Annotated in this window: 21 protein-coding genes and 1 pseudogene; 13 read left to right on the plus strand and 9 right to left on the minus strand. The window is 75.5% G+C overall.

Annotated elements, in window-relative coordinates; all coding sequences use genetic code 11:
- Window positions 1-168 precede the first annotated feature (168 nt).
- Both JOE38_RS04665 and JOE38_RS04670 read left to right on the plus strand, forming a co-directional pair.
- Window positions 169-1,080, plus strand: a complete 912-nt coding sequence (locus JOE38_RS04665) for an FAD binding domain-containing protein (protein WP_204575080.1) — start codon at window positions 169-171, stop codon at window positions 1,078-1,080.
- Window positions 1,077-3,956: a molybdopterin-dependent oxidoreductase gene (locus JOE38_RS04670; protein WP_204575081.1), complete on the plus strand. Its 2,880-nt coding sequence runs from the start codon at window positions 1,077-1,079 to the stop codon at window positions 3,954-3,956. The genes JOE38_RS04665 and JOE38_RS04670 overlap by 4 nt, the downstream gene beginning before the upstream one ends.
- Before the next feature lie 11 nt (window positions 3,957-3,967).
- Here JOE38_RS04670 and JOE38_RS04675 read toward each other — a convergent pair whose 3' ends face one another.
- Both JOE38_RS04675 and JOE38_RS04680 read right to left on the minus strand, forming a co-directional pair.
- Entirely contained in the window at window positions 3,968-5,254 is a 1,287-nt protein-coding gene (locus tag JOE38_RS04675) for an APC family permease (RefSeq protein WP_204575082.1), read from the minus strand.
- Entirely contained in the window at window positions 5,251-6,357 is a 1,107-nt protein-coding gene (locus JOE38_RS04680; RefSeq protein ID WP_204575083.1) for an XdhC family protein, read from the minus strand. Before JOE38_RS04680 ends, JOE38_RS04675 begins: the two co-directional genes overlap by 4 nt.
- Before the next feature lie 186 nt (window positions 6,358-6,543).
- Between JOE38_RS04680 and JOE38_RS04685 the strand changes: the two genes are divergently transcribed.
- The 4 genes from JOE38_RS04685 to JOE38_RS04700 all read left to right on the plus strand — a co-directional run bounded on the left by JOE38_RS04685 (window position 6,544) and on the right by JOE38_RS04700 (window position 10,116).
- Window positions 6,544-7,173, plus strand: a complete 630-nt coding sequence (locus JOE38_RS04685) for a hypothetical protein (protein WP_204575084.1) — start codon at window positions 6,544-6,546, stop codon at window positions 7,171-7,173.
- Window positions 7,174-7,260: 87 nt separating this feature from the next.
- Complete coding sequence (locus JOE38_RS04690; RefSeq protein ID WP_204575085.1) at window positions 7,261-7,869, plus strand: hypothetical protein; 609 nt, start codon at window positions 7,261-7,263, stop codon at window positions 7,867-7,869.
- A 13-nt stretch (window positions 7,870-7,882) separates the two neighbouring features.
- Complete coding sequence (locus JOE38_RS04695; RefSeq protein ID WP_204575086.1) at window positions 7,883-8,515, plus strand: hypothetical protein; 633 nt, start codon at window positions 7,883-7,885, stop codon at window positions 8,513-8,515.
- A gap of 146 nt (window positions 8,516-8,661) precedes the next feature.
- Window positions 8,662-10,116 carry an amidohydrolase family protein gene (locus JOE38_RS04700; RefSeq protein WP_204575087.1) on the plus strand — a complete coding sequence of 485 codons (1,455 nt, stop codon included), beginning with the start codon at window positions 8,662-8,664 and terminating at the stop codon, window positions 10,114-10,116.
- 14 nt (window positions 10,117-10,130) lie between these two features.
- Here the strand turns inward: JOE38_RS04700 and JOE38_RS15695 are convergent.
- Window positions 10,131-10,670 (minus strand): annotated as a pseudogene (locus JOE38_RS15695) (phosphatase PAP2 family protein).
- 254 nt (window positions 10,671-10,924) lie between these two features.
- Entirely contained in the window at window positions 10,925-11,293 is a 369-nt protein-coding gene (locus tag JOE38_RS04710) for a hypothetical protein (RefSeq protein ID WP_204575088.1), read from the minus strand.
- A gap of 89 nt (window positions 11,294-11,382) precedes the next feature.
- On the opposite strand from JOE38_RS04710, the gene JOE38_RS04715 reads away from it, so the two are divergent.
- Entirely contained in the window at window positions 11,383-12,006 is a 624-nt protein-coding gene (locus tag JOE38_RS04715) for a nucleotidyltransferase family protein (RefSeq protein ID WP_204575089.1), read from the plus strand.
- A 180-nt stretch (window positions 12,007-12,186) separates the two neighbouring features.
- Complete coding sequence (locus JOE38_RS04720; RefSeq protein ID WP_204575090.1) at window positions 12,187-13,464, plus strand: LCP family protein; 1,278 nt, start codon at window positions 12,187-12,189, stop codon at window positions 13,462-13,464.
- 22 nt (window positions 13,465-13,486) lie between these two features.
- Here the strand turns inward: JOE38_RS04720 and JOE38_RS04725 are convergent, their stop codons facing one another.
- Window positions 13,487-14,020, minus strand: coding sequence for an iron-sulfur cluster assembly scaffold protein (locus tag JOE38_RS04725; RefSeq protein ID WP_204575091.1), 534 nt, complete (start codon window positions 14,018-14,020; stop codon window positions 13,487-13,489).
- Complete coding sequence (locus tag JOE38_RS04730) at window positions 14,017-15,768, minus strand: gamma-glutamyltransferase family protein (RefSeq protein WP_239545089.1); 1,752 nt, start codon at window positions 15,766-15,768, stop codon at window positions 14,017-14,019. The genes JOE38_RS04725 and JOE38_RS04730 overlap by 4 nt, the downstream gene beginning before the upstream one ends.
- Before the next feature lie 160 nt (window positions 15,769-15,928).
- On the opposite strand from JOE38_RS04730, the gene JOE38_RS04735 reads away from it, so the two are divergent.
- The 5 genes from JOE38_RS04735 to JOE38_RS04755 all read left to right on the plus strand — a co-directional run bounded on the left by JOE38_RS04735 (window position 15,929) and on the right by JOE38_RS04755 (window position 20,565).
- Window positions 15,929-17,368 carry an MDR family MFS transporter gene (locus tag JOE38_RS04735; RefSeq protein ID WP_204575093.1) on the plus strand — a complete coding sequence of 480 codons (1,440 nt, stop codon included), beginning with the start codon at window positions 15,929-15,931 and terminating at the stop codon, window positions 17,366-17,368.
- Between the two features lie 97 nt (window positions 17,369-17,465).
- Complete coding sequence (locus JOE38_RS04740; protein WP_204575094.1) at window positions 17,466-18,494, plus strand: LLM class flavin-dependent oxidoreductase; 1,029 nt, start codon at window positions 17,466-17,468, stop codon at window positions 18,492-18,494.
- Window positions 18,495-18,607: 113 nt separating this feature from the next.
- Window positions 18,608-19,423: an esterase gene (locus JOE38_RS04745; protein WP_204575095.1), complete on the plus strand. Its 816-nt coding sequence runs from the start codon at window positions 18,608-18,610 to the stop codon at window positions 19,421-19,423.
- The gene (locus tag JOE38_RS04750) at window positions 19,420-20,112 is read left to right on the plus strand and encodes an NAD(P)H-hydrate epimerase (protein ID WP_204575096.1); all 693 of its coding nucleotides are present in this window, start codon (window positions 19,420-19,422) and stop codon (window positions 20,110-20,112) included. Before JOE38_RS04745 ends, JOE38_RS04750 begins: the two co-directional genes overlap by 4 nt.
- 156 nt (window positions 20,113-20,268) lie before the next feature.
- Window positions 20,269-20,565: a hypothetical protein gene (locus tag JOE38_RS04755; protein WP_204575097.1), complete on the plus strand. Its 297-nt coding sequence runs from the start codon at window positions 20,269-20,271 to the stop codon at window positions 20,563-20,565.
- Between the two features lie 89 nt (window positions 20,566-20,654).
- Here JOE38_RS04755 and JOE38_RS04760 read toward each other — a convergent pair whose 3' ends face one another.
- From JOE38_RS04760 to JOE38_RS04770, 3 genes are read right to left on the minus strand one after another with little or no spacing between them, the layout of a single operon-like run.
- The gene (locus tag JOE38_RS04760) at window positions 20,655-21,683 is read right to left on the minus strand and encodes an NADPH:quinone reductase (RefSeq protein WP_204575098.1); all 1,029 of its coding nucleotides are present in this window, start codon (window positions 21,681-21,683) and stop codon (window positions 20,655-20,657) included.
- Between the two features lie 41 nt (window positions 21,684-21,724).
- On the minus strand, window positions 21,725-23,290 hold the full coding sequence (locus tag JOE38_RS04765) for an amidohydrolase (protein WP_204575099.1): 1,566 nt from the start codon (window positions 23,288-23,290) through the stop codon (window positions 21,725-21,727).
- The gene (locus JOE38_RS04770; RefSeq protein WP_204575100.1) at window positions 23,287-23,955 is read right to left on the minus strand and encodes an FMN-binding negative transcriptional regulator; all 669 of its coding nucleotides are present in this window, start codon (window positions 23,953-23,955) and stop codon (window positions 23,287-23,289) included. Before JOE38_RS04770 ends, JOE38_RS04765 begins: the two co-directional genes overlap by 4 nt.
- Window positions 23,956-23,983: the final 28 nt, after the last annotated feature.

A 23,983-nucleotide genomic window follows, 5' to 3' on the forward strand; every position in this document is an offset into this window, starting at 1 on the left:
CCGGGTCTCCCTCCGAGCGTGGCAGCAGGGCCCGGACCGCGGCAAGTCGGGGGCGCGCCGGCGGGGGCGCGGCCACGCGGATGCGAGGATCGCTGTCAGACCCCACGCCCGACCGCGCTCCCCCGGTGGATCCGCGGCCGTCGACCGGGACGCCCGCAGAGGAGATCCATGGACCAGCCGACCGTCCGCTCCGTCGTGCCCGCCCGGACGCGCGACGACCTCGCCGCGCTCGGGCCGACCGTGGCGGCGCTCGCGGGCGGATCCGGCATCTTCGCCGAGCCGCACCCGCACCTCACGGGGCTGGTCGACCTGCAGGCGCTCGGCTGGCCGTCGCTCGTGGTCACGGACGACGGGCTCGAGATCGCGGCGACGTGCACCATCGCCGAGGTCGCCGGGATCGCGCCGCGGGACGGCTGGGCGGCGCACCCGCTGTTCCTCCAGGCCTGCACGGCGCTGTTCGGATCGACGAAGATCTGGCGGGTCGCGACGGTCGGCGGGAACGTCTGCTCGGCGCTGCCGGCCGGCCCGATGACGGCGCTCGCGTCCGCGCTCGACGCGGAGGCGCTGATCTGGCGGGCGGCCACCGCGGACGACCCCGCCCACGACGAGCGCATGCCCGTCTCCGAGCTCGTGACCGGCGACCGGACCACCGCGCTCCGGCCGGGCGACGTGCTGCGGTCGATCCACGTCCCGGCGTCGTCGCTGCGCTCCCGGACGGCGTTCCGCAAGATCGCGCTGTCGCCCATCGGGCGCTCCGGGTCCGTGGTGATCGGCCGGCTCGACGAGGACGGCGCGTTCGCGCTCACCGTGACGGGCGCCACCCTGCGGCCCGAGCAGCTGCGCTACCAGGCCCTCCCCGCGGCGGAGGCGCTCGCGGACGACGTGCGGGCGATCGGATCCTGGTTCACCGACGCGCACGGGGCCGCGGACTGGCGCCGTGCGGTGAGCGCGCTGCTCGCGGAGGAGATCCGCGCGGAGCTGGCGGGCGATGCGGCGGGCTCGGGCGACGGGCCGGCATCCGGCGAGCGCGGCACCCCGCCCGGCGCCGCCACCACGACGACGGCAGGAGCACGCCCGTGAGCATGACCGTGGACGGCCGCGAGATCCCGGGAGAACCGGCCCCCGGCCAGAGCCTGCGCACCTGGCTGCGCGCGCACGAGGTCTTCAGCGTGAAGAAGGGCTGCGACTCCGGCGACTGCGGCGCGTGCTCCGTGCTCCTCGACGGCGAGGCCGTGCACTCGTGCATCCTGCCGGCGTTCCGGGCGGCGGGCCGGGAGGTCACGACGGCGGCAGGGCTCGGGACGCCGGGCGACCTGCATCCGGTGCAGGAGCGGTTCGTCGAGGCGGCGGGGTTCCAGTGCGGGTTCTGCACGCCCGGCATGGTCGTGACGGCGGCATCGCTCGGCGCGGACGACCTCGACGACCTGCCGCGCCTGATGAAGAGCAGCCTCTGCCGGTGCACGGGGTACCGGGCGATCGACGAGGCGATCCGCGGGGAGCACGGCGGCGCGGATCACGCGCACGCGGAGGGCTGCGGCGGGGCGCGGCCCGAGGGGCTGGGGCCGGTGCGGGCGACGGGATCCGCGTCCGCCGCCGGATCCGCCGCGACGGCCGAGGACGCCCGCACCGCCGAGCGCGCCCAGACCGGCCGCGTCGGCACGTCGCTGCACGCGCCCGCGAGCGAGCGCGTCGTCAGCGGCCTCGAGCCCTACACGCTCGACGTCGCGATCCCGGGCCTCCTGCACGCGAGCCTGGTGCGCAGCCCGCACCCGCACGCGCGCATCCGCTCCATCGACACGACGGAGGCGCTCGCGCTGCCGGGCGTGCACGCCGTGCTCACCCACCACGACTCCCCCGCGACGCTCTACTCGTCCGCCCGGCACGAGGACCGCTTCGACGATCCCGACGACAGCCGCGTCTTCGACGACGTGGTGCGGTTCCGCGGGCAGCGCGTGGCCGCCGTGATCGCCGACGAGGTCGGGATCGCGGAGGCCGCCGCGCGCCTGGTGCGGGTCGACTACGAGGTGCTCCCCGCCGTCTTCGACCCGGAGGAGGCGAGGCGGCCGGGGGCTCCCCTGGTGCACGGCGACAAGGATCCCGCCGTCTCGCGCCTCGCCGACCCGCAGCGCAACGTCGTCGCGGAGATGCACGGCGAGCACGGCGACGTGGCGGCCGGGCTCGCCCGCGCCGACGCGGTCGTCTGCGGCACGTGGTCGACGCACCGCGTCGCGCACACGCACCTGGAGACGCACGCGACCGTCGGCTGGATGGAGGAGGGCCGCCTCGTGCTCCGCACCAGCTCGCAGGTGCCGTTCCTCGTGCAGCGCGAGATCTGCCGGCTGTTCGAGCTGGAGCCGGAGGAGGTGCGCGTCTTCACGGCGCGCGTCGGCGGCGGGTTCGGCGGCAAGCAGGAGATCCTCACCGAGGACGTCGTCACCCTCGCCGTGCTCGCCACCGGCCGCCCGGTGCAGCTGGAGTTCACGCGGTCGGACGAGTTCACGCTCTCGCCCGCGCGGCACCCGATGCGGGTGGGCGTCACGGCCGGCGCGACCTCGGACGGCGTGCTCACGGCGCTCGCCGTCGACGTGCTCAGCGACACGGGCGCATACGGCAACCACGGGCCCGGCGTCATGTTCCACGGCTGCAACGAGTCGATCGCGCTCTACCGCTCGCCGGCCAAGCGCGTGGACGCGCAGAGCATCTACACGAACAACCTCCCGTCGGGCGCGTTCCGGGGCTACGGCCTCGGGCAGGTGATCTTCGCGATCGAGTCCGCGCTCGACGAGCTCGCGCGGGAGCTCGGCATCTCGGGCTTCGAGATCCGGCGCCGCAACGCCGTGGTGCCGGGCGACCCGCTGATCATCACGCACGCCGAGGGCCCGGACCTCGGCTTCGGCGGCAGCTACGGGCTCGACCAGTGCCTCGACCTCGCCGAGCAGGCGCTCCGCGACGGCGGCGGGGATCCGGTGCCCGCCGGCGACCGCTGGCTCGTGGGCGAGGGCATGGCCGCGGCGATGATCGCCACCATGCCGCCGCGCGGGCACTTCGCCGACGTGACGGTGGCGATGGCCGCCGACGGGGTCGTCACGGTGTCGGTCGGCACGGCCGAGTTCGGCAACGGCACGACCACCGTGCACGCGCAGCTCGCCGCGACCGCGCTCGGCACGACGCCCGACCGGATCCGCATCCGCCAGTCCGACACCGACGTCACCCGCTACGACACGGGCGCGTTCGGCTCCGCGGGCACGGTCGTCGCGGGCAAGGCCGTGCACCGGGCCGCCGTCGCGCTCGCCGGCCTGCTGCGGGAGGCGGCCGCCGCGCGCACGGGGATCGCCGCGGACGCGTTCGCGCTCACGCCGGACGCGCTCGTCGCCGACGGCGTGCAAGTGCTGATCGCCGAGCTCATCGGCCCCGACGGCCTCGCCGCCCAGGCTCACGAGGACGGCGCGCTCCGCTCCCTCGCGTTCAACGTGCACGCGTTCCGGGTGGCGGTGGATCCCGCGACGGGCGAGGTCCGCATCCTCCGCTCGGTGCAGGCCGTCGACGCGGGCACCGTGCTCAACCCCGCGCAGCTGCGCGGCCAGGTCGAGGGCGGGACGGCGCAGGCGCTCGGCACGGCCATGTACGAGGAGGTCGTGCACGACGGCGAGGGGCGGATCCTCACGGACGTGCTGCGGAACTACCACATCCCCCAGCTCGCCGACCTGCCGGTGACCGAGGTGCTGTTCGCCGACACGCACGACGACAACGGGCCGCACGGCGCGAAGTCGATGAGCGAGGCGCCCTACAACCCGGTCGCGCCCGCGCTCGCGAACGCGGTGCGCGACGCCATCGGGATCCGGCCGCACGACCTGCCGATGTCGCGGGACCGCGTGTGGCGGCTCCTGCACGGCGGCGGGCCGCAGCCGCGGTTCGACAGCCCGACGACGCTCGGGGAGCGCGGGACGCGGGAGTAGCCGCGGGGCGATCAGGCGGCGACGCGGCGCCGCCGGGCCACCACGACCGCGCGCCCGACCACGCCGACCAGCAGCACGCCGACCCCCACCGCGATCGACGCCGCGGGCAGCGTGGCCACGAGCACCAGGCAGCCGACGACGCCGAGCACCTGCAGCGCCTTCGGGTACCGACGGTGCGCGCGCTCCTGCGTGAACGCGGCGGCGTTGGCGACCACGTAGTACAGCAGCACGCCGAAGGACGAGAAGCCGACGACGCCGCGGAGGTCCACCGTGAGCACGAGCGCGACGACGACCACGGCCACCGCGATCTCGGCCCGCTGCGGTACCCGGTACCGCGGGTGCACGACCGCGAGCCCGCGCGGCAGGTCGCCCTCGCGCGCCATCGCGAGCGACGTGCGCCCGATCCCGGCGAGGAGCGCGAGCAGCGCGCCGAGGCACGCGGCCGCGGCCCCGACGCCGACGACCGGCACCGCCCACGCCCAGCCCGCGTCGCGCACGACGTCGGCGAGCGGCGCGGTGGATCCGCCGAGCCGCGCCTCCCCGAGCACCCCGAGGAGCGTCACGGCCACGAGCGCGTAGACGACGAGCGCGCCACCGAGCGCCAGGAGGATCGCGCGCGGGATGGTGCGCGCGGGATCCCGCACCTCCTCGCCCATGGTCGCGATGCGCGCGTACCCCGCGAAGGCGAAGAACAGGAGTCCGGCGGATTGGAGGACGCCGTACGGGGTGGTGTCGACGACGCCGGTGACCGGGTCCGCGCCGGCGGTCGGTCCGCCCGCGAGGAGGCCGGCGACCAGCACGAGCGCGATCACCGCGAGGACCACCGTGATGATCACGCGGGCGAGCCGCGCCGTGCGGGTCACGCCGAGGCAGCCGACCACCGCCAGGGCGACGACGGCGAGCGCGGCGACGGGCCGCTGCCACGCGGCGGGCACCGCGTACGCGGCGAAGGTCAGGGCCATGGCCGCGCAGCTCGCGGTCTTGCCGATGACGAACGACCAGCCCGCGAGGAAGCCCGGCCACTCCCCCAGCCGCTCCCGGCCGTAGAGGTAGGAGCCGCCGGACGACGGGTAGCGGGCCGCGAGCTGGGCGGATGCGGTGGCGTTGGAGAAGGCGACGACCGCCGCGATCGCGAGGCCGAGGAGCAGGCCGGAACCTGCCGCGCGGGCGGCGGCGGGCATGACCGCGAATATCCCGGCGCCGATCATCGCGCCGAGGCCGAGCACGGTGGCGTCGAGGAGGCCGAGGCGGCGGGCGAGGCCGGGCTGCGGCGCGGCGGATGCGGATGCGGCGGTCATGCGGTCTCCCCGTGGATCGGCCCGGTGGTCGTCGTGAGCGGCGCACCCGCGGCGCCGGCGCGCGCGGCCAGCACCTCCGCGAGGATCGAGACGGCCGTCTCCTGCGGCGTGCTCGCGCCGATGTCGAGGCCGATGGGCGAGCGCAGGCGCGCGAGCTCCGCGTCCGTCACGCCCTCCTCCACGAGGAGAGCGCGGCGACGCACGTCGGTGGCGCGGGATCCCATCGCCCCGACGAACGCGACCGGCAGGCGGAGCGCGGCGACGAGCAGCGGCACGTCGAAGCGGTCGTCGTGGGTGAGCACGCAGATCACGGTGCGGGCGTCGACCTCGGTGCGCGCGAGGTACTCGTCCGGCCACTCGGCGACGACCTCGTGCGCCGTCGGGAAGCGCGCCCGCGTCGCGAAGGCCGGTCGGGCGTCGCACACGGTGACGCGGTAGCCGAGCAGCGCTGCCGCGTCGGCGAGGGCGGCGGAGAAGTCGACGGCGCCGAAGACGAGGAGCCGGGGCGGCGGGGCGGCGACGAGGTGGAGGACGCGCAGCGGGCCGTCGGCGCAGTCGACCTCCGTCGTGCCCGAGCGGCCGGCGGCGAGGCGGGCGGCGAGCTCGGCGCGGATCCGGCGGGCGGGGTCGGCGCCCACGGCCGCATCCACCGCGGCGTCGGGCGCGCTCGTGATCCAGGTGCCGACGGCCGGCCCCTCCAGCACGAGCGCGAGCGACGCGGCACGGCCGGCGCGGGCGTCCTCGAGGGCCGAGCGCACGGCGTCGCACACGGGCGACCGCGCGTCGCCGGCGGGCGCGACCTCCACGACCACCACGCCGATCCGACCGCCGCACGTGAGGCCTACCTGGAACGCGTCGTCGTCGCTGACGCCGAAGGACGTGAGCGCGGGCATCCCGTCGTCGAGCACGCCGGTCGCGACCTCGACGACCGCGCCCTCCACGCATCCGCCGGAGATGGATCCGATGACGCGGCCCCCGTCGTCGACCGCCATCGCGGTGCCCGCCGTCCGCGGGGCACTGCCGAGCACGTCCGTGACGCACGCGACGGCGAGGCGGCGGCCGTCGGCGAGGGCGTCGAGCACCTCGGCGGCGATCTCGAGCACGGCACCTCCGGGACGGGCGCGCCGATGGTCGGGCGCGGAACGGGCGGGAGGGCGGTGGCCCGCGGGATCGCGATGGTACCGCCCGCGTCAAGCCTCGCACGGCCCCTGCGTAGGGTGGGACGCGGATGCCGGGGGGATCCTCCCGCGGTGTCGCGCGCCGCATCCGGCGCCGCCAGAGGGGGACCCATGACGTCGACCGCACCCGATCGCCCGCAGCCGATGTTCCGGCGGATCCGCCGCGCGTGGGCCGATGCGCCCGCGGTCGTGCAGGTGCTCGCCGTCGCCGTGGTCTACTTCGGCTTCCTGACCCTCATCGACTTCGCCGGGTGGAACGAGGTCGGGTTCGCCCTGCTCCTCCGCGCCGGCCTCGCGCTCGTGTTCGGCGCGCTGATGATCGGCTCGCGCCGCATCCGCGGCCGACGCTCGGCCCGCACCCCCAGCTGGGTCGAGGTGTCGGAGGCCACCGAGGACGGGGAGCTCCCGGCGGATGCGGACCCCGGCGCCTGGCTCGCGGCGCTGGAGCGACGCCGCGCCGAGATCCGGCAGGAGGCGTGGCTCGTGCCGATCGCGCTGGTCGTCGTCGTGGCCCTGACCTTCCTGAACGGCGCGAGCGCGGACCGCGCCGTCGCGGGGATCGTGTTCCTCGCGGTCTTCGTCTCCTGGGCCGCCGTGCTGATCGTCTCGCGCACCCGCCGCCGCGACGCCGTCGACGCCCTGCTCATCCCGCTGCAGGAGTCGGCGCGCGCCGACGAGGAGCGTCGCGCCGGCTGGGCGCCGCCGTCCTCGGAAGACCGCATTCCCCCGGCTGCTGGATAATGTGCAGCGCGCGCGACGACCGGGCGCCCCGCGAATCCGAGGAGCGACCATGACCCCGACGACCCGCCGCGCGTCCGGCCCCACCGCATGAAGGCCCTGTCGGACCGGTTCCAGCGGGCTCCCCTCGGGATCGTCTTCCTGGTCCTCGCGGCCATCGTCTTCGTCGTCCGCACCCTGGTCGGGCCCCTCCTGCTCGACGACGCCCTGTCGCCCGGCCGCACGATCGCGACCCTCGTCAGCTCGCTGCTCATCGCCGGCGTCATGACGTTCGTCGTCGCGCGTCAGCGCCGTCGCAGCGGCGGCGCCGACACGATGGCCGACGTGACCACGTCGCTGAAGACCCGGCAGCTCCCGCTCGATGCCGACCCCGCCGCGTGGATCCCGGCCCTCGAGTGGCGGCGCCGGCAGTTCCGGCGCTCGCTGTGGCTGATGCCCGTGCTCGTCGTGGTGCTGGTCGCGATGGGCGTCGCGGCGGCCCTGCTGGTCCCCGGCTCCCCCGCCGGCTGGATCATCGTGGTCGTCTTCCTCGCCCTCGGCATCGTCAGCGTGGTGCAGGCCCGCCGCACCATCCCCCGCATCGACGACCTGCTGCGCCAGTTCCGCGAGCGCGACGGGGCCCGGGCCGACGCGGATTACGCCGGCGACACCGGCGACGCGACCCGGCGGGCTCCCACGAGCCCGGCGGCGGGCGCCTGATCCGTCTCCGCCCGTGACCGGCCCGACGAACCCCGCGCGTGGCCGAGTCTGGCGCGCCCGCCGGTTCGCCGACCGCCACCCCGCGGTGCCCGCCCTGGCCGCCGCTGCCGCCTACGCGGGGATCACGCTCTACTCGCGCGCCGCGTTCGGGCACGAGGCGAGCGGCGACCGGATCCTCGGGACCCTCACCGTGGCCCTGCTCGCGGCCGCCGTCCTGACGCTCGTCCTCGCGCGTCGCCGACGCGGCGGCCGTCCCCTCCTGCGGTGGATCGACGTCTCCGAGGCGATCGACGCCGGGCAGCTGCCCACGGACGCCGAGGACGACGCGGACGCCTGGCGATTCCTCCTGCTCCGCCGCCGCGAGGTGCACGACCAGCTCGGCGGACCGTGGGCGGTGCTCGTCGCGGCCGTGCTCCTCGTCGGCACGATCGCGCTCGGGGTGCTCGGCGGGCCGCCGTGCGCCTGGACGCTGCCGGCGGTCCTCGCCGCGATGGTCGCGGGCATGGCCGTCGTGCGACGCCGTCGGCTCGAGCGGATCGACGCCCTGCTCCAGCCGCTGCTCGCGGAGGAGGCCCGGAGAGCGGCACGGCACGACGGCGACGGCCTCGACGACGGCCGGGACGACGAGCCGCGGGCGCACGAGTAGGACGGCTTCCTGAGCGCGGCCGTCCCGCGCGGCGTGTCGGATGCCCGCCGGTCGCCCGCGGTCGACCATCGTCCGGGGAACGCGCCCGCTGCGCCGCCGTCCCGCCGCCCCTCACCGTCACGCACCATCCGAGCGAACGGATCCGCATGAGCGACCACCGCACCACGCCCTCCCCCGCCGCGCCCGCCACGGCCGCCCGCCGCGCCGTGCACCGCGGCCACGTCCTCCACATCACGGGCGCCCCGCTCGTGCAGGACGCCCGGCGCCACCTCGTCTCCGTCCCCGACGGCGCGCTCGCGGTCGACGACGCCGGCCGGATCGCGTGGGTCGGCCCGTTCCGCGACCTCCCAGCCGCCTTCGCCGACGCCCCCGTGCACGGCGACGCGTCCGACTTCCTCATCCCCGGCTTCGTCGACGCCCACGTGCACTTCCCGCAGACCTACACGACGAGCGCGCACGGCGGCGGCCAGCTCCTCGAGTGGCTCGACACGTGCGTCTTCCCGTCCGAGGCACGGCTCGAGGACGAGGGCTTCGCGCGCATGATCGCGGCGGACTTCACGCGCCGCCGGATCATGGCGGGCACGACGAGCGCGCTCGTGTTCGGATCCGCGTTCCCGCACGCCCAGGACGCCCTGTTCGAGGCCTCCCGCAACGCGGGCCTCCGGCTGGTGAGCGGCCGCGGGATCCAGACGGTCGGCTCCGGCCCCGCCGCCCCGCTCCTCACCTCGGAGGAGGACGCGATCGCGCTCTCGTGCGCGGAGATCGACCGCTGGCACGCCGTCGACACGGGCGACGCGACGACCGCGACGCTCCAGGTCGCGATCGTGCCGCGCTTCAGCCTCTCGGTGACCCCGACGACCCTCCGCGGCCTCGGCGAGCTGTACGACGTGGCGCGCGGCGAGGGCGTGCACTTCCACTCGCACCTCAACGAGAACGACCGGCCGGGCACGGGCGAGATCGCCGCCGTCCGCGAGGTCTTCGGCACCGCCACCTACCTCGACACCTACGACGGGCTCTTCCTGCCCGGGTCGGAGCGGGGCGGATCCAGCCTCCTCGGCCGCCGCAGCGTCTTCGCCCACGCGGTGCACTGCCAGGACTCCGAGCTCGCGCGCCTCGCCGAGACCGGCAGCAGCATCGCGCACTGCCCGACGTCGCAGCAGTTCCTGGGCTCCGGCACCATGCCGTGGCGCCGCACGGTGGCGTCGGGCGTGAACGTGGCGATCGGATCCGACGTGGGGGCCGGCGACGAGTGGCTCGTCTCCCGCGTGCTCAACGACGCGTTCAAGGTGCACCTCTCGGAGCCGGGCGACGCGGGCGTGGAGATCGACGCGGCCGAGCTGCTGTTCACCGGCACGCTCGCCGGCGCCCGCGCGCTCGACATGGAGGACCGCTACGGCAACCTCGACGTGGGCAAGGACGCCGACTTCCTCACGATCACGCCGGACCGCTGGGAGCCGCTCGCCTTGACGCTCGCCCACGGGATCCGCGCGGACGACGCCGACCGCGCCACCGACCAGATCCTGTTCACGCTGCTGATGGGGCTGCGCGAGCCGGCCATCTCGGCCGTGCACGTGCAGGGGCGGCGGGTGTCGGCGGGCTGACGGCGCGCCGGCGCTCAGGCGCCTCGTTCGTCCCGCTCGCGCGCCTCCCGCAGCCGGAGCCACGCGCGGTGCGCCACGACGACGAGGGCGAGCCACGCGAGCGCCAGCAGCCAGCCGGCGATCACGTCGGTCAGCCAGTGGTGCCCGAGGTAGACGCGGCTGAGGCTCACCTACGCGGCGAACGCGATGGCGACGACGTACGTGAGCACGCGCGTGGACCGCCGCATCTGCCGGAGCACGAGCAGGTACGCGACGATCCCGGCGACCACGCTCGCGTTGAGGGTGTGGCCGGACGGGAACGACGGCGACGCCTCGTAGGGCGGAACGGCGTCGGCGCGTGGCGGGCGGTCGCGGCCGACGAGCTCCTTGCCGACCTCCGTCATGGCGAGGGATCCGGCGCCCGCGGTGAGGCCGAGCACGACCGGCACCCACTGACGACGGCGGATCGCGAGGGCGACGATCACCGCGACGCCCACGATCGGCACGGCGTAGACGCCGGCGGCCTCGGTGAAGACGGTCACGGCGGTGTCGAGCCACGGCGAGCGGACGCCCATCGCCAGGTGCAGCGCGGGCTCGTCGAGGAGCGCGACGCTGTCGTCGTCGATCACGGCGACGTAGAGGCCGGCGAACAGGCTCGACGCGGCGGTGATGACGAGGAGGCCGAGGATCAGGAACGCGGCGAAGGCGCCGGACGGGCCGACGCGGGTCGCGGCACGGACGACGCGGCCGGGCAGGCGGACACGTGCGGGGCGGCGGCGCGGCGGGAGGCGGTCGCCCGTGGAGGCGACGCGGTCGCCTGCGGGCCGCTTCACCCGTGGACGAGCGCTGAGGACGGCACGCGGTGGCGGCGGCGGACGGCGGACGCGATGAGGCCGGCCGTGCCCGCGATGACCCCGATGACGAACGTCGCGACGCCCCCGATGACGCCCATCAGCACGATCCCGAAGGCACCCGCGGACTCGTCCGGCTGCCCGGAGACGTCCCGCGTCGCCCACGCCGCGAGCACGGCGAGACCCAGGGCCAGGACGAGCGCGACGATCGTGGAGCCCACGAGGTACCAGCCCCACCCGGCGCCACGGGCCTTCGCGACGACGAGCACGACGGCGGCGACGATCACGAGCACCGGCACTCCGAGCGTCAGGGTGAGGGCGAGCGCGAACGCGGTGTCGGGATCCATGGATCGAGCGTAGGCCGCACGGCTGGGCGCGGCGAGGGCGCGGCGAGGGCACGGCGAGGGCACGGCGGGCGCGCTCCTAGCATGGGCGGATGGCGGGATCACGGGGCGCGGACGACGACGGGCGCTCGGCCGGGCGGATCGCCGGCGTCGTGCTCGGCGCCGGCGCGGGCACCCGGTACGGCGGCCCCAAGGCCCTCGCGACGCATCCCGACGGCACGCCGTGGCTCGCGACCGCGATCCGCGCGCTCGCCGACGCCGGCTGCTCCCCCGTGCTCGTCGTGCTCGGCGAGCGGGCGGACGAGGCGGAGGCGCTCCTCACCACGCGCCCGGAGTCCGCTCACGCGCTCGTCGTGCGCGCCGACGACTGGGCCCTCGGGATGTCCGCCTCCCTGCGCGCGGCGCTCCGGGCCGCCGCCGCCCTGGATCCGCCGCCCGTCGCCCTCGCCGTCGTCCCCGTGGACGTGCCCGACCTCGACGCGGCGACCGTCCGCCGGGTGATCGGCGCCGCACCGGTCGACGCATCGGCCCTGCGCCAGGCCGTCTTCCGCGGACGCCCCGGCCACCCCGCCCTGCTCGGCCGCGGCCACTGGGCGCCGCTCGCCGCATCCGTCCACGGCGACGAGGGTGCCCGCCGCTACCTGGCCGCCCATGACGCGCAGCTCGTCGAGGCCGCCGATCTCAGCACGGGGGCGGACGTCGACCGGCGCTCCTGACCCGACGACGGATCCGCCTCCCCGGGAGCCGGCTGCGCCCGGCCTGCGGGACCGTGTCGAACCGCGCGCCGCGACGCCGCCTCGCAGTACGGTGACCCCGCGCCTCCGGGGATCCGCCGACCGGTCGCGTCCCGCGACGCACGCGATCCGCCGCCGCACCGACCGAGCACAGGAGCGACCTTGCCCTTCGACGACGAGCCCCTCGAAGACGAGCCCTCGGCAGGCCGCCCGCCCCGCTCCGCTCGATCCCCGCGGGCCGGGATCGCCCGACACGGACGACTCCGCCGGCCCGGTGCCATCCGACCGGTCCTCGGCCTCCTCGCGGCGACCGCGGCGGTCGTGGTGGTCAGCGCGGGATCCATCACCGCCATCGCGGCGTGGGACCTCAGCCGCACGGTCTCCGCGAACTCCGTCGACATCTCCGACGGCGGCCCGCTCCCACCCTCGCTGGCCGGGCTCGACGGCGGCGCCGACATCCTGCTCGTCGGCAGCGACAGCCGCGAGGGCCAGGGCGACGGGTACGGCGACCCGAAGGTGGTGGGGACGGGACGTCTCAACGATGCGACCGTCCTCGTGCACATCAGCGCCGACCACAGCCGCGCGACCGCGATCTCCTTCCCCCGCGACATGCTCGTCGACATCCCGTCCTGCCGGAGCGAGGACGGCAAGCCGGACGTCCCCGCAGCGACCCACGTGATGCTGAACACGGCGCTCAGCCGCGGCGGGCTGGGCTGCGTCGTGCGCACCATCACGAGCATCACGGGGATCGGCATCCCCTACGCGGGCGTCGTGCAGTTCAACGGCGTCGCCGCCGTCTCCGACGCCGTGGGCGGAGTCCCCGTGTGCCTGGCCAAGCCCATCAAGGACAAGTACACGAGCCTCGACATGCCGGCCGGCATCAACGTCATCCACGGCCACGAGGCCGCCGAGTTCCTCCGGACCCGCCATGGCGTCGGCGATGCGAGCGACATCGATCGCATCAGCAACCAGCAGGTGTTCCTCGGCGCCCTCGTCCGCACGGTGACGAGCAGCGGCACCCTGTCGAACCCCGCGAAGGTCTACGAGATCGCCCGCGCGGTCGTGGAGAACATGAGCCTGTCGACCTCCATGGACAGCCCGGCGGCCATCGCCTCCATCGCCCTCACCGTCAAGGACATCCCCGCGGACCGCTTCAGCTTCGTGCAGTACCCGAGCATCCGACGCGACGACGGTCGCGTCGACCCGGACACGCAGGCCGGGAAGGACCTCATCGGCGTGGTCTCCTCCGACTCCGACTTCAGCCTGGCGCCCGGCTCCATCGGCGGCGGTGTGCAGGCTCCCCCGTCGACCCCCGCGCCGTCGGCGTCACCCGGTTCCGAGGATGCCGGCGCCGCGGGCGCGACCCCCGATCCCGGGACGGTCCTGCCGAAGGACGTGACGGGTCAGACCGCGGCCGAGGAGACGTGCGCGCACGGCTGACCGGCGCGCGACGGGACGCGCCTCAGCGCGCGAGCGCCTCCTCGAGCGCGTGCCACGCGAGCAGCGCGCACGTGCCGCGGAGCGGGTAGCGGCCGGAGTCCGCGAGGGCGAACGCGTCGCCGAGGCGGTCCTCCGCGCCGGGGAGGAGCTCGTGGGAGCGGATCAGCGCGCGCAGCTCGACGACGAGCGCCGACGCCTCCGCGGCCGTCCGCCCCTCCACGAGCTCGGCGAGCATCGACGCGGACGCCTGCGAGACCGTGCAGCCGCGGCCGTGCCAGCGGACGGCGATGCGCTCGGCGGGATCCACGACCGCGCCCGCGTCGACGGGCGGGTGCGCGGGATCCGCCGCGAGCACCCGCAGGTCCACCACGTCGCCGCAGGTCGCGTTCCGCTGCTCGGAGGTCCCGAGGACGACTCCGACGGAGGGCGTCGCGGCGTCCGGCTCGGCGACGAACCGGCCGGGCGCCGACGCCGCCCGCAGCGCCGCGTCGCTGCCGACGCGGCGCCGGGCGTGGTCCGCGATGAGCGCCGATGCGATCTGCCGGTCGAGCGTCATCGCCCGACCGCGTACCCCTGCGCCCCGCGCGGGTTGGCCGCGGCTCCCAGGAGGCCGGTGCCGGGATCCCGCGTCACGGCCGAGAGGCGCCCGAGCGTCCAGTCGCCGACCACCTCCACCTCGTGCCCGCGGGCCCGCAGGTCGGCGATGACGTCGTCGCCCACCCGGCCCTCGACCACGAGGCCGCCGGGCGTCCAGGTGCGCGGCCAGAAGGATCCGGGGACGCTCGTCGTGTGGAAGGTCGGCGCGTCGACCGCCTGCTGCGGGCTGAAGCCGCCGACGATCGTGCGCAGCAGGTAGGGCAGCTGCCACTGGTCCTGCTGGTCGCCGCCGGGCGAGCCGAGCGCCTCCACGGGCTGGCCGTCGCGCGTGATCAGCGTGGGCGTCAGCGTCGTGCGCGGCCGACGCCCGGGCACCAGCGACGACGGGCCGCCGGGCTCGAGCCACGTCATCTGCAGGCGCGTGCCGAGGCAGAAGCCGAGCGACGGGATGAACGGCGACGACTGGAGCCAGCCGCCGGACGGCGTGGCGGAGATCATGTTGCCCCACCGGTCGACGATGTCGAGGTGGCAGGTGTCGCCGCGCGTCTCGCCCGTCCGGGAGACCGTGGGCTCGCCCGTGCCGCCGGCGGACGCGGGCGCGTCGCCCTCGACCACGAGCGGCGGCAGGAACGGCTCCACGCCGGCGACGTGCCCGGGGCGCAGCTCGTGCGACGCCTGGTCCGTGATGAGCGCGCGCCGCTCCGCCGCGTACTCGGGCGACAGCAGCGCGTCGAGGGGCGCGCCGCCCGGCACCGCGTCGCCGTAGTACGCCTCGCGGTCGGCGAGGGCGAGCTTCTGCGCCTCGATGACGCGGTGGATCCCGGCGGACGTCGCCGGGTCGATCTCGTCGTCGGAGTACCCGTCGAGGATCATCAGGGCCTGCAGCAGCGCTGGCCCCTGACCCCACGCGTCGGTCTTCCAGATGCGCAGGCCGCGGAACTCGATCGACACGGCGTCCTCCCACGAGGCGCGCGAGCCGGCGAGGTCAGCGGCGGTGATCAGGCCCGCGTGGTCGGCGCCGGTGGAGTGCCGGTGCGGATCCTGCACGCTCGCCACCATCTCCTCCGCGACGAAGCCCTCCGCCCAGACGGTGCGCGCGGCCTCGATGCGGGCCTCGCGCGTCGCGTCGGGTCCGGCGGCCGCCGACGCCTCGGCGAGGATCCGCTCCATGGCCGCCGCCCACGCGGGGTTCCGCACGAGCGATCCGGCGACGGGCGCCTCGCCATCCGGCATCCAGAACGCGGCCGACGCGGACCAGTGCTCGCGGAACAGGTCGCCCACGCCCGCGATGGTGCGGCGGACGCTCTCCAGCACCGGATGCCCGTCGCGCGCGTACCCGATCGCGAACGCCCACACGTCGGCGAGCTCCCACGTGCCGTGATCGCGAAGGAGCAGCAGCCAGGCGTCGACCGCGGCGGGCACGGCGGCGGCGAGCGCTCCGGCGCCGGGCACGCGGTCGAGGCCCTCGGCGCGGAAGCGCTCGGGCGTCGCGGCGGCGGGCGCGGATCCCTGGCCCATGAGGAGCTTCGGCGCGGCCTCCCCCGCGACGTGCACGACGGCGGTCATGTCGCCGCCGGGCCCGTTGAGGTGCGGCTCGACGACGTGCAGCACGAACGCGCTCGCGACCGCGGCGTCGAACGCGTTGCCGCCGCGCTCGAGCACGGCCTGGCCTGTGCCGGACGCGAGCCAGTGCGTGGAGGCGCTCATGCCGAACGTGCCGCGGAGCGTGGGTCGGGTGGTGAATGCGTCGGGCGCGCGGAATGTCACTCGGGGTCCTTCCGGTGGGGATCCCAGTCGACCACACGGATCGCGCGTCGCGGGAATGCCGACGACCTCGCGCTCGTTCACCGTTCGACCCGGGAGGCCCATGACTGACACCACTGGCGTCGGATTCCGATCCGAGCGCGGACCCATCCTCATCGCCCTGATGCTGACGACGGGCCTCGTGGCCATCGACTCGACCATCCTCGCCACCGCGGTGCCGTCCATCGTGGACGACCTCGGCGGCTTCGCCTCGTTCCCGTGGCTGTTCTCCATCTACCTGCTCGCGCAGGCGGTGTCGGTGCCGCTGTACGCGAAGCTCAGCGACACCGTCGGGCGGAAGCCGATCATCCTCATCGGCATCGGGCTGTTCCTCGTGGGATCCGTCCTGTGCGGGTTCGCGTGGAGCATGCCCGCGCTCATCGCGGCCCGCGCGATCCAGGGCCTCGGCGCCGGCGCGGTCGCGCCCATGGCGATCACGATCGCGGGCGACATCTACACGGTCGCCGAGCGCGCCAAGACGCAGGGCTACCTCGCGAGCGTGTGGGCGGTCTCCAGCGTCGTCGGTCCGACCCTCGGCGGCGTGTTCTCCGAGTTCACGACATGGCGGTGGATCTTCTTCGTCAACGTGCCGCTGTGCCTCCTCGCCGGCTGGATGATCGTCCGCCGCTTCCACGAGTCCATCGAGCGCACGCGGCACCGCGTCGACTACGCGGGCGCCGCGCTCCTCACGGTGGGCCTCAGCCTCCTGATCCTCGCCGTGCTCGAGGGCGGCCAGGCGTGGGCGTGGGACTCCGTGCCGAGCATCGGCGCGTTCGCGATCGGCGCCGTGCTGATCGTCGCGTTCCTGCTGGTGGAGCGCCGCGCGGCCGAGCCCGTGCTCCCGCTCTGGGTGTTCTCGCGGCGCCTGCTTCTCACGACCACGCTCGTCTCGCTCGGCGTCGGCGCGATCCTCATCGGCCTCACGTCCTACGTGCCCACCTACCTCGAGGGGTCGCTCCGCGTCACGCCGCTCGTCTCCGGCCTCGCGCTCGCGGCGCTCACGATCGGCTGGCCCATCTCGGCGTCGCTCTCGGGCCGCCTGTACCTCCGCATCGGGTTCCGCCGCACGGTGCTCATCGGCATGGCACTCACGATCGTCGGCACCGGATCCATCGCGCTGCTCGCGGGCACCCCGACGCTCGTGGGGATCGCGGCCGGCTGCTTCGTGGTGGGCCTGGGGCTCGGCCTCGTCGCGACCCCCAGCCTCATCGGCGCGCAGTCGAGCGTCGGCTGGGGCGAGCGCGGCGTCGTCACGGGCGCGAACCTCTTCGCCCGGTCGATCGGCAGCGCGGTGGGCGTCGCCGTGTTCGGGGCGATCGCCAACGCGATCTTCGCCGCGTCGGCGGGCGGCCAGAAGGATCCGGACGCCGTGATCGCCGCGTCCGGCGCCGTGTTCCTCGCGGTCGGCGTGTGCGCGCTCGCGACGGTCGTCGCGGGGCTGCTGATGCCGGAGTCGCGCGTCGAGGACACCGAGATCGCGCGCGCCGAGCCCGTCGCCGACTGACCCGCCGCGCCGCGCGCGCGATTCGCGGGAATGCCAACCCCGCCCGTACAGTTGACCCGAATGCATACGTTCGCATGGATCAAGGAAGCAGGGCAGCATGGCGCAGGAGATCGAGCTCGGACTGGACACGTTCGGCGACGTCACGGTCGGACCGGACGGCCGTGAGCTGCCCTACGCCGAGGTGATCCGCAACGTCGTCGCCGAGGGCGTGCTCGCCGACCAGGTCGGCATCGACTTCATCGGCCTGGGCGAGCACCACCGGGACGACTACGCGATCTCCTCCCCCGAGGTCGCGCTCGCCGCCATCGCCGCGCAGACGTCCCGCATCCGCCTCGGATCCGCCGTCACGGTCCTCAGCTCCGACGACCCGGTGCGCGTCTTCCAGAGCTTCGCCACGCTCGACGCCGTCTCGAACGGGCGCGCGGAGGTCATCCTCGGCCGCGGCTCGTTCACCGAGTCGTTCCCGCTGTTCGGCTACGAGCTCAGCGACTACGAGCGCCTCTTCGAGGAGAAGCTGGGCCTGTTCGCCGAGCTCGTGAAGGAGACGCCCGTCACGTGGAGCGGCTCCACGCGCGCCGGCCTCACGGAGCACGACGTGTTCCCGAAGACCGCGAACGGGATCAGGACCTGGGTCGGCGTCGGCGGCAGCCCCGAGTCGGTCGTGCGCGCCGCGCGCCATGGCTTCCCGCTCATGCTCGCGATCATCGGCGGCGAGCCGCACCGCTTCGCGCCCTACGCCGACCTGTTCGCGCGCGCCCTCGACCAGCTCGAGCAGCCGCGCCTGCCCGTCGGGATCCACTCGCCCGGCTACGTCGGCGAGACCGACGCCGAGGCCCGCGAGGCCTTCTTCCCCGACTACCAGGTGATGCACGCCCGCATCGGCAAGGACCGCGGCTGGCCGCCCCTCGCCCGCGCGTCGTACGAGCAGGAGATCGAGCACGGGTCGCTGTACGTGGGATCCCCCGAGACGGTCGCCCGCAAGATCGCCGCGACGCTGAAGGCCGTCGGCGCCACGCGCTTCGACCTCAAGTACAGCGCCGGCCCGTTCTCGCACGAGCGGATGATGGGCGGGATCGAGCGCTACGGCACGATCGTCGCGCCCATGGTCCGCGACATCCTGGCCTGATCCGCCCCGCCGGCACCCCCTCTTCCCCTTCGCGGTGGAGGGGGTGCCCGCGCGCGGGATATCCTGCGATCGTCCCCATTCCGGGGGCATCGCGACGGACAGGACGGGCTGCGATGACCGGCGCACCGCCCTCCGACGACGACGCGGGTCGCGACGACGCCGTGCACCCGCACGGCGCACCGGAAGCGCACGCCGCGGCCGGCTCGCGGGCGCTCTCGGCCGGTCCCCTCGCGTCGCTCCGGTCGGCCACGATCGGGCGGCTGCAGTACCGCGTGCTCTACCGCGAGATGCGGCGCGCCACCTTCCCGCGCGATTCCCCCACCGGTTCGCTGCCGGGCCCGGATCCCTACGGACTGGCCGTCGTGGGCGAGGGCACCGCGGTGGGCTACCAGACCGTGTCGCACGACCTCGGCGTCGCCGGGCAGGTCGCGCACAAGCTCGCCGTCCGCACGGGCCGCGGCGTGTTCTGGTCGGTGCAGTCCTTCCCCGACTTCACCGTGCGCTCCTGGCGCGCGGGCCTCGACGCGTTCCCCGCCTGGGCGAGCACCGACGTGGCCGTGCTCGCGCTGGGCATCGGCGACGCCATCCGCTACACCCCGACGCCGCTGTGGGAGTCGCTGCTCGACGCGTGCATCACGGACATGCAGGCGCGCATGCCCGCGGGGGCGCTCGTGCTCGTGACGGAGGTCCCGCCACTCGAGATCTCGCCCGTCACGCCGTCGCTCATCGCCGGGCCCGTGGGGCGCCACGCCGACGCGCTGAACCGGAGCACCCGCCGCGTCGTCGCGCGGCACGAGCGGACCGAGAGCGTGCCGTTCCCGGCCTGGCGGATCCCCGAGTTCACGGCGCCGAACCCCGAGGACACGCTCTACGGCCGCGTCTACCGCGCGTGGGCGGAGCTGCTGGTGGAGCGGATCGCGCCGTCGTGAGCGACCCCGCCTCGATCGCCGACGGCTACGCGGCCGCGGACATCCGCGCCGCCGAGGCCCCGCTGCTCGCGGCCGGGGCGCAGCTCATGCGCGTCGCGGCCGCGGGGCTCGCGCGCGAGTGCCGCGCTCTCGCGCCCGACGGTCCCGTGCTCGTGCTGGTCGGCGCCGGGAACAACGGCGGCGACGCGCTGCTGGCCGCGGCCGAGCTCGCGCGCGAGGGCCGCGAGGTAGGCGTCATCCGCACGGCCGGGCGCATCCACGAGGCGGGAGCCGCGCAGGCCGTCGCGGCCGGCGTGCCCATCACCTCCGCGGACGAGCTGGACGACGCGACCCTCGCGGACATCGCGCGCTCGTCGGCGCTCGTCGTGGACGGGATCCTCGGCATCGGCACCACCGACAGCCCGGCCCTTCGCGGTGAGGGCCGCCGGGTCGTCGCCGCGCTGCTGCCCGTCGCGACGGCGGAGGGCGGTCCCGCCGTGATCGCCTGCGACATCCCGAGCGGCATCGGCTGCGACGACGGCCGGGTGCCGGATCCGACGGTGCTGCCGGCCGACGTCACGGTCACGTTCGGCGCGGGGAAGCCCGGCCTGCTGCGCGGCCCGGGCCGTGCGCTCGCGGGCCGCGTGGAGCTGGTGGACGTGGGGCTGGACCTCTCCGGGACGCCACCCCTGGTGCGCGCCGCGCCCTGACGACGCGCCCGGGCGGGCCCTTGTCCCCGATATCGCCGACTTCACCCGACACCCCCACCTGCGGAAGAGTCGAGGCAGGCCATCCGGCCCGTCGAAGGGGGACGACATCATGCACGATCACGCCAGGAAGCACCGCACCACGGGTGGAGGGCCGGCATGACCGGCCCGCTCGCCCTCGCCATCGCCAACGCCGCCGTCATGGCGGTCGTCGCCCTCGCGGGGGCGCGCACCCCGCGGTGGCTCCGCGGGTCGTCGTGGCTCCTGCTCGTCGTCTCGCTCGGGGTGCTCGCGCTGCACCTCCTGGGCGACGCATGGGACATCCCGACGAACCTGCTCGCCATCACGTTCCTGATCTCCACCTGCCTCAACACGAGCGCCCTCGCGCCGCTCGTGATGCAGCGGCTGCTCACGCGGTCGCCGCGCTCCAGGCGCCAGGTGGCGGGCACCGAGTAGCCCGCCGCCGCCGCCGACCTGCGGCGGACAGACGGATGGCCGCATCGCCCGAGGGCGGTGCGGCCATCCGTCGTCCGGGGCCCTGCGGATCAGGCCTCGGTCACGTCGATCAGCACCTTGCCGGTCACGCCGTCCTCGACCGCCTGGTGGGCGTCGGCCGTGCGGTCCAGCGGGAAGCGCGTGATCGGCAGGCCCGTCTCCTCGCCCACCGGCAGCGCGCCGTCGATGAGGGCGAGGTGGATGTCGGCGCGGGCGGCGTCGAGCGCCTCCTGGCCCACCGTGTAGAGCAGCAGGAACTGGTAGCGCAGGTTCTTCACGAAGCTGTCGACGACGGGCAGGGTGACGGTGTCGCCGCCGTTGTTCGCGTACACGGCGACCGACGCGCGGTTCTTCGCGACCGCCTGGTTGAGCTCCGCGTTCTGCGCCGGGGCGACCTCGACGATCAGGTCGACGCCGTCGGGCGCGATGGTCTGGATCTCCGCCACCGCGTCGCCGTGCTTGTAGTCGACGACGTGGTGCGCGCCGGCGGACGTCGCGAGGGCGGCCTTCTCGGGCGAGCTGACCGTGGTGATCACGGTCGCGCCGGCCCAGCGCGCGAGCTGGATGGCCGCGTGGCCGACCGCGCCCGCCCCGCCGGCGACGAGCACGTGCTTCCCGGCGAGGGCGCCGGGCGCGAGGCGCGACGGGCCGTCCTCGGAGACGGTGAGGGCGCGGTGCGCCGTGACGGCGGGGACGCCGAGGCTCGCGCCGAGGTCGAAGGAGAGGCCGTCGGGCAGGGGCGCGACGCGGTCGACGGGGAGGACGGTCTTCTCCTGCGCGGTGCCGGTGGGGCGGCCGTGGGCGGCCAGCATGATCCAGACCCGGTCGCCGACGGCGAGGTCGGTGACGTCGGGGCCGACGGCGTCGATGATCCCGGAGCCGTCCTGGTTCGGGACGACCTCCGGGAACGGCAGCTCCTGCCCGGGCGCGCCGCCGTCGCGGGACTTCCAGTCGGTGGGGTTCACGCCCGAGACGACGACGCGGACGCGCACCTCGCCTCGGCCGGGGGCGGCCTCGTCGCGGTCGACGGGCTGCAGGACGTCGGGGGCACCCGTGCGGGTGTAGGTGATCGCTCTCATGCTGGGCCCAACGCCCGGCGGCCGCGCGGTGTTCCTGCCGGTCAGCCGCCGAGCGTGTCGTGCGTGAGGCGGCCGCCGAGGAGGGTCGCGGACACGCGCATCGCGCGGAGGTCGTCGGCGGAGGTGGAGCCCGCGAGCGGATCCGCGTCCACGACCGCGAGGTCGGCCCGCTCCCCCGCCGCGACGCGCGTGCGTACGGAGGCGTCGAGCGCGGCGGCCCGGTCGATGGCCTGCTCCGGGTGCCAGGGCTCCCGGCCGTCGCGCGACCGGCCGACGGCGGCGCTCATTGTGGCCCACGGATCCAGCGGCGCGACGGGCGCGTCGGAGCCGAGCGCCAGGCGCGTGCCCGCGGCGCGGAGGTCGGCGAGCGCGAAGGCGCGGGCCGTGCGGCCGGCCCAGTAGACGTCGGCGATGTCGCGGTCGTCCATGGCGTGCTCGGGCTGGACGCTCGCGACCACGCCGAGAGCGGCGAACCGCGCGACGTCCTCGTGCGTCAGCAGCTGGGCGTGCTCGATGGATCCGGCGGTGCCGTCCGCGTCGCGGTGCGCGCCGCCGAGCACGCGGTCGAGGTGCGCGAACGCGTCGAGCGCGAGCCGGTTCGCGTGGTCGCCGATGGCGTGGATCGCGGGCCGCAGCCCCTGGCGCGCCGCACGCACCATCAGCTCCCGCAGCTCCTCGGGCGGGACCGAGAGCTGGCCGCAGGCGCCGCCGTGCGCGTCGCCGCCCTGGCCGTCGAGGTCGGGGTACGGGTCGAAGCAGTACGCGGTGCGCGTGTTGAGGGATCCGTCGGTGACGACCTTCGCGGGCCCCACGCGCACGAGGCCGCCCGTCCCGTCGATCACGTCGCCGGTCCGCAGGCCCGCGTCGCGCGCCCGGTCGAGGTCCTGCGGCCAGATGCCGGCCTCGACCTGGAGCGCGTCGTGGCCGAGCGCGACGAGTCGCCGCCAGCGAGCCGGATTCCAGTCGATCTCGAGGTCGACGACGCCGACCACGCCGCGGCGGGCGGCCTCGCGCGCGACCTGCACGGCCTGCGCGTCGAGCGACGACGCGTCGCCCTCCTCCACGCGGTACATGAAGTCGAAGCAGTCGTCCTCGCGCAGGAGGCCGGTGGGGTGATCCCCGTAGCCGTGCGGAGCGAGCGCGGCCGAGCTCGCCCAGCAGCAGTGCAGGTCGCCGCTGACGAGGAGCACGGGGGTGTCGCCCGCGACGGCGTCGAGGAGGTCCTTGGTCGGGAGGTCGGGCCAGAGGCCGTCGCGGAAGCCGTAGCCGACGAGGGCCTCGGGAGCGCCCTGGCTCGTGACGGCGCCGGACCCGGCGGAGGCCGCGCGGGCCGCGAGCGCGGCGCGCACGAGGTCGACGGCCTCCGCCGCGGACGACGCCCGGGACAGGTCGAGGCGGCGCGACACCTTGGTCCACTGGGTGAAGTGCACGTGGTTGTCCCAGAGGCCCGGGATGACGAAGCGGCCGTCGAGCGCGCGGGTCTCGACGCCGGACGCATCGGCGGACCCGGAGGGACCGACGGACGCGATGACGCCGTCGCGCACGAGCACGTCGACGGGCGCGTCGGATCCGGGCAGGCGTCCGCCCGCGAGGAGCAGGGCGCTCACGCGTCGATCCCGGCGGATCCGCCCGCGGTCAGGGCCCTCGCACGCCGCATCTCCGCGGCGAGCGCCGGGTTCGGGTACTCCGCGCCGTGCTCGAGCTCATGGAGCACGCGCTCGACCACGTGCGGGGGCTTGTTCTGGCTGAGCTTCGCCTTGGCGACGGACCGCGTGACGACGAGGCGGAGGCCGACGGTCCCGGCGCTGATCCGGGCCGCGTAGGCCGCGTCCTCGAGCGTGCCCTCCATGCGGCGCGGCTCCGGCATGCGGTCCTCGAAGCGGTCCACCAGCTGCCCGAGCACCCGCAGGTTCTCCTCGGGCGACAGGATCTCGACGCGGCAGGTCAGGTGCGCCGACACGTGGTTCCAGGTGGGGACGGCCGGGTCGGCGTCGTACCAGCCGGGCGACACGTAGCCGTGCGGGCCCTGGACGATGACGAGCACCTCGCCGTCCGCGCCGTCGCGCTCGCCGAGCTCGTGGATCCGCTCGTCGGGGCGGCCGACGTGCGTGAGGAGCGTGAGGTCGTCGCGCTCGGGATCGAGCAGCACCGGGTAGTGCGAGGCGACGAGCCCCTGGCCCGTGCCGCTGACGATCGTGGCCCACGGGTTCTCGTCCACGAGGCGGCGGATCTCGGCGACGTCCTCGAGCGCGAACGACGGGTTCTCCCTCACCGGGCGGCCCGCCGCGGCTCGAGGGCGG

It is taken from the genome of Clavibacter michiganensis, from assembly GCF_016907085.1.
In the GTDB taxonomy this organism is placed as follows: Bacteria; Actinomycetota; Actinomycetes; order Actinomycetales; family Microbacteriaceae; genus Clavibacter; species Clavibacter michiganensis_O.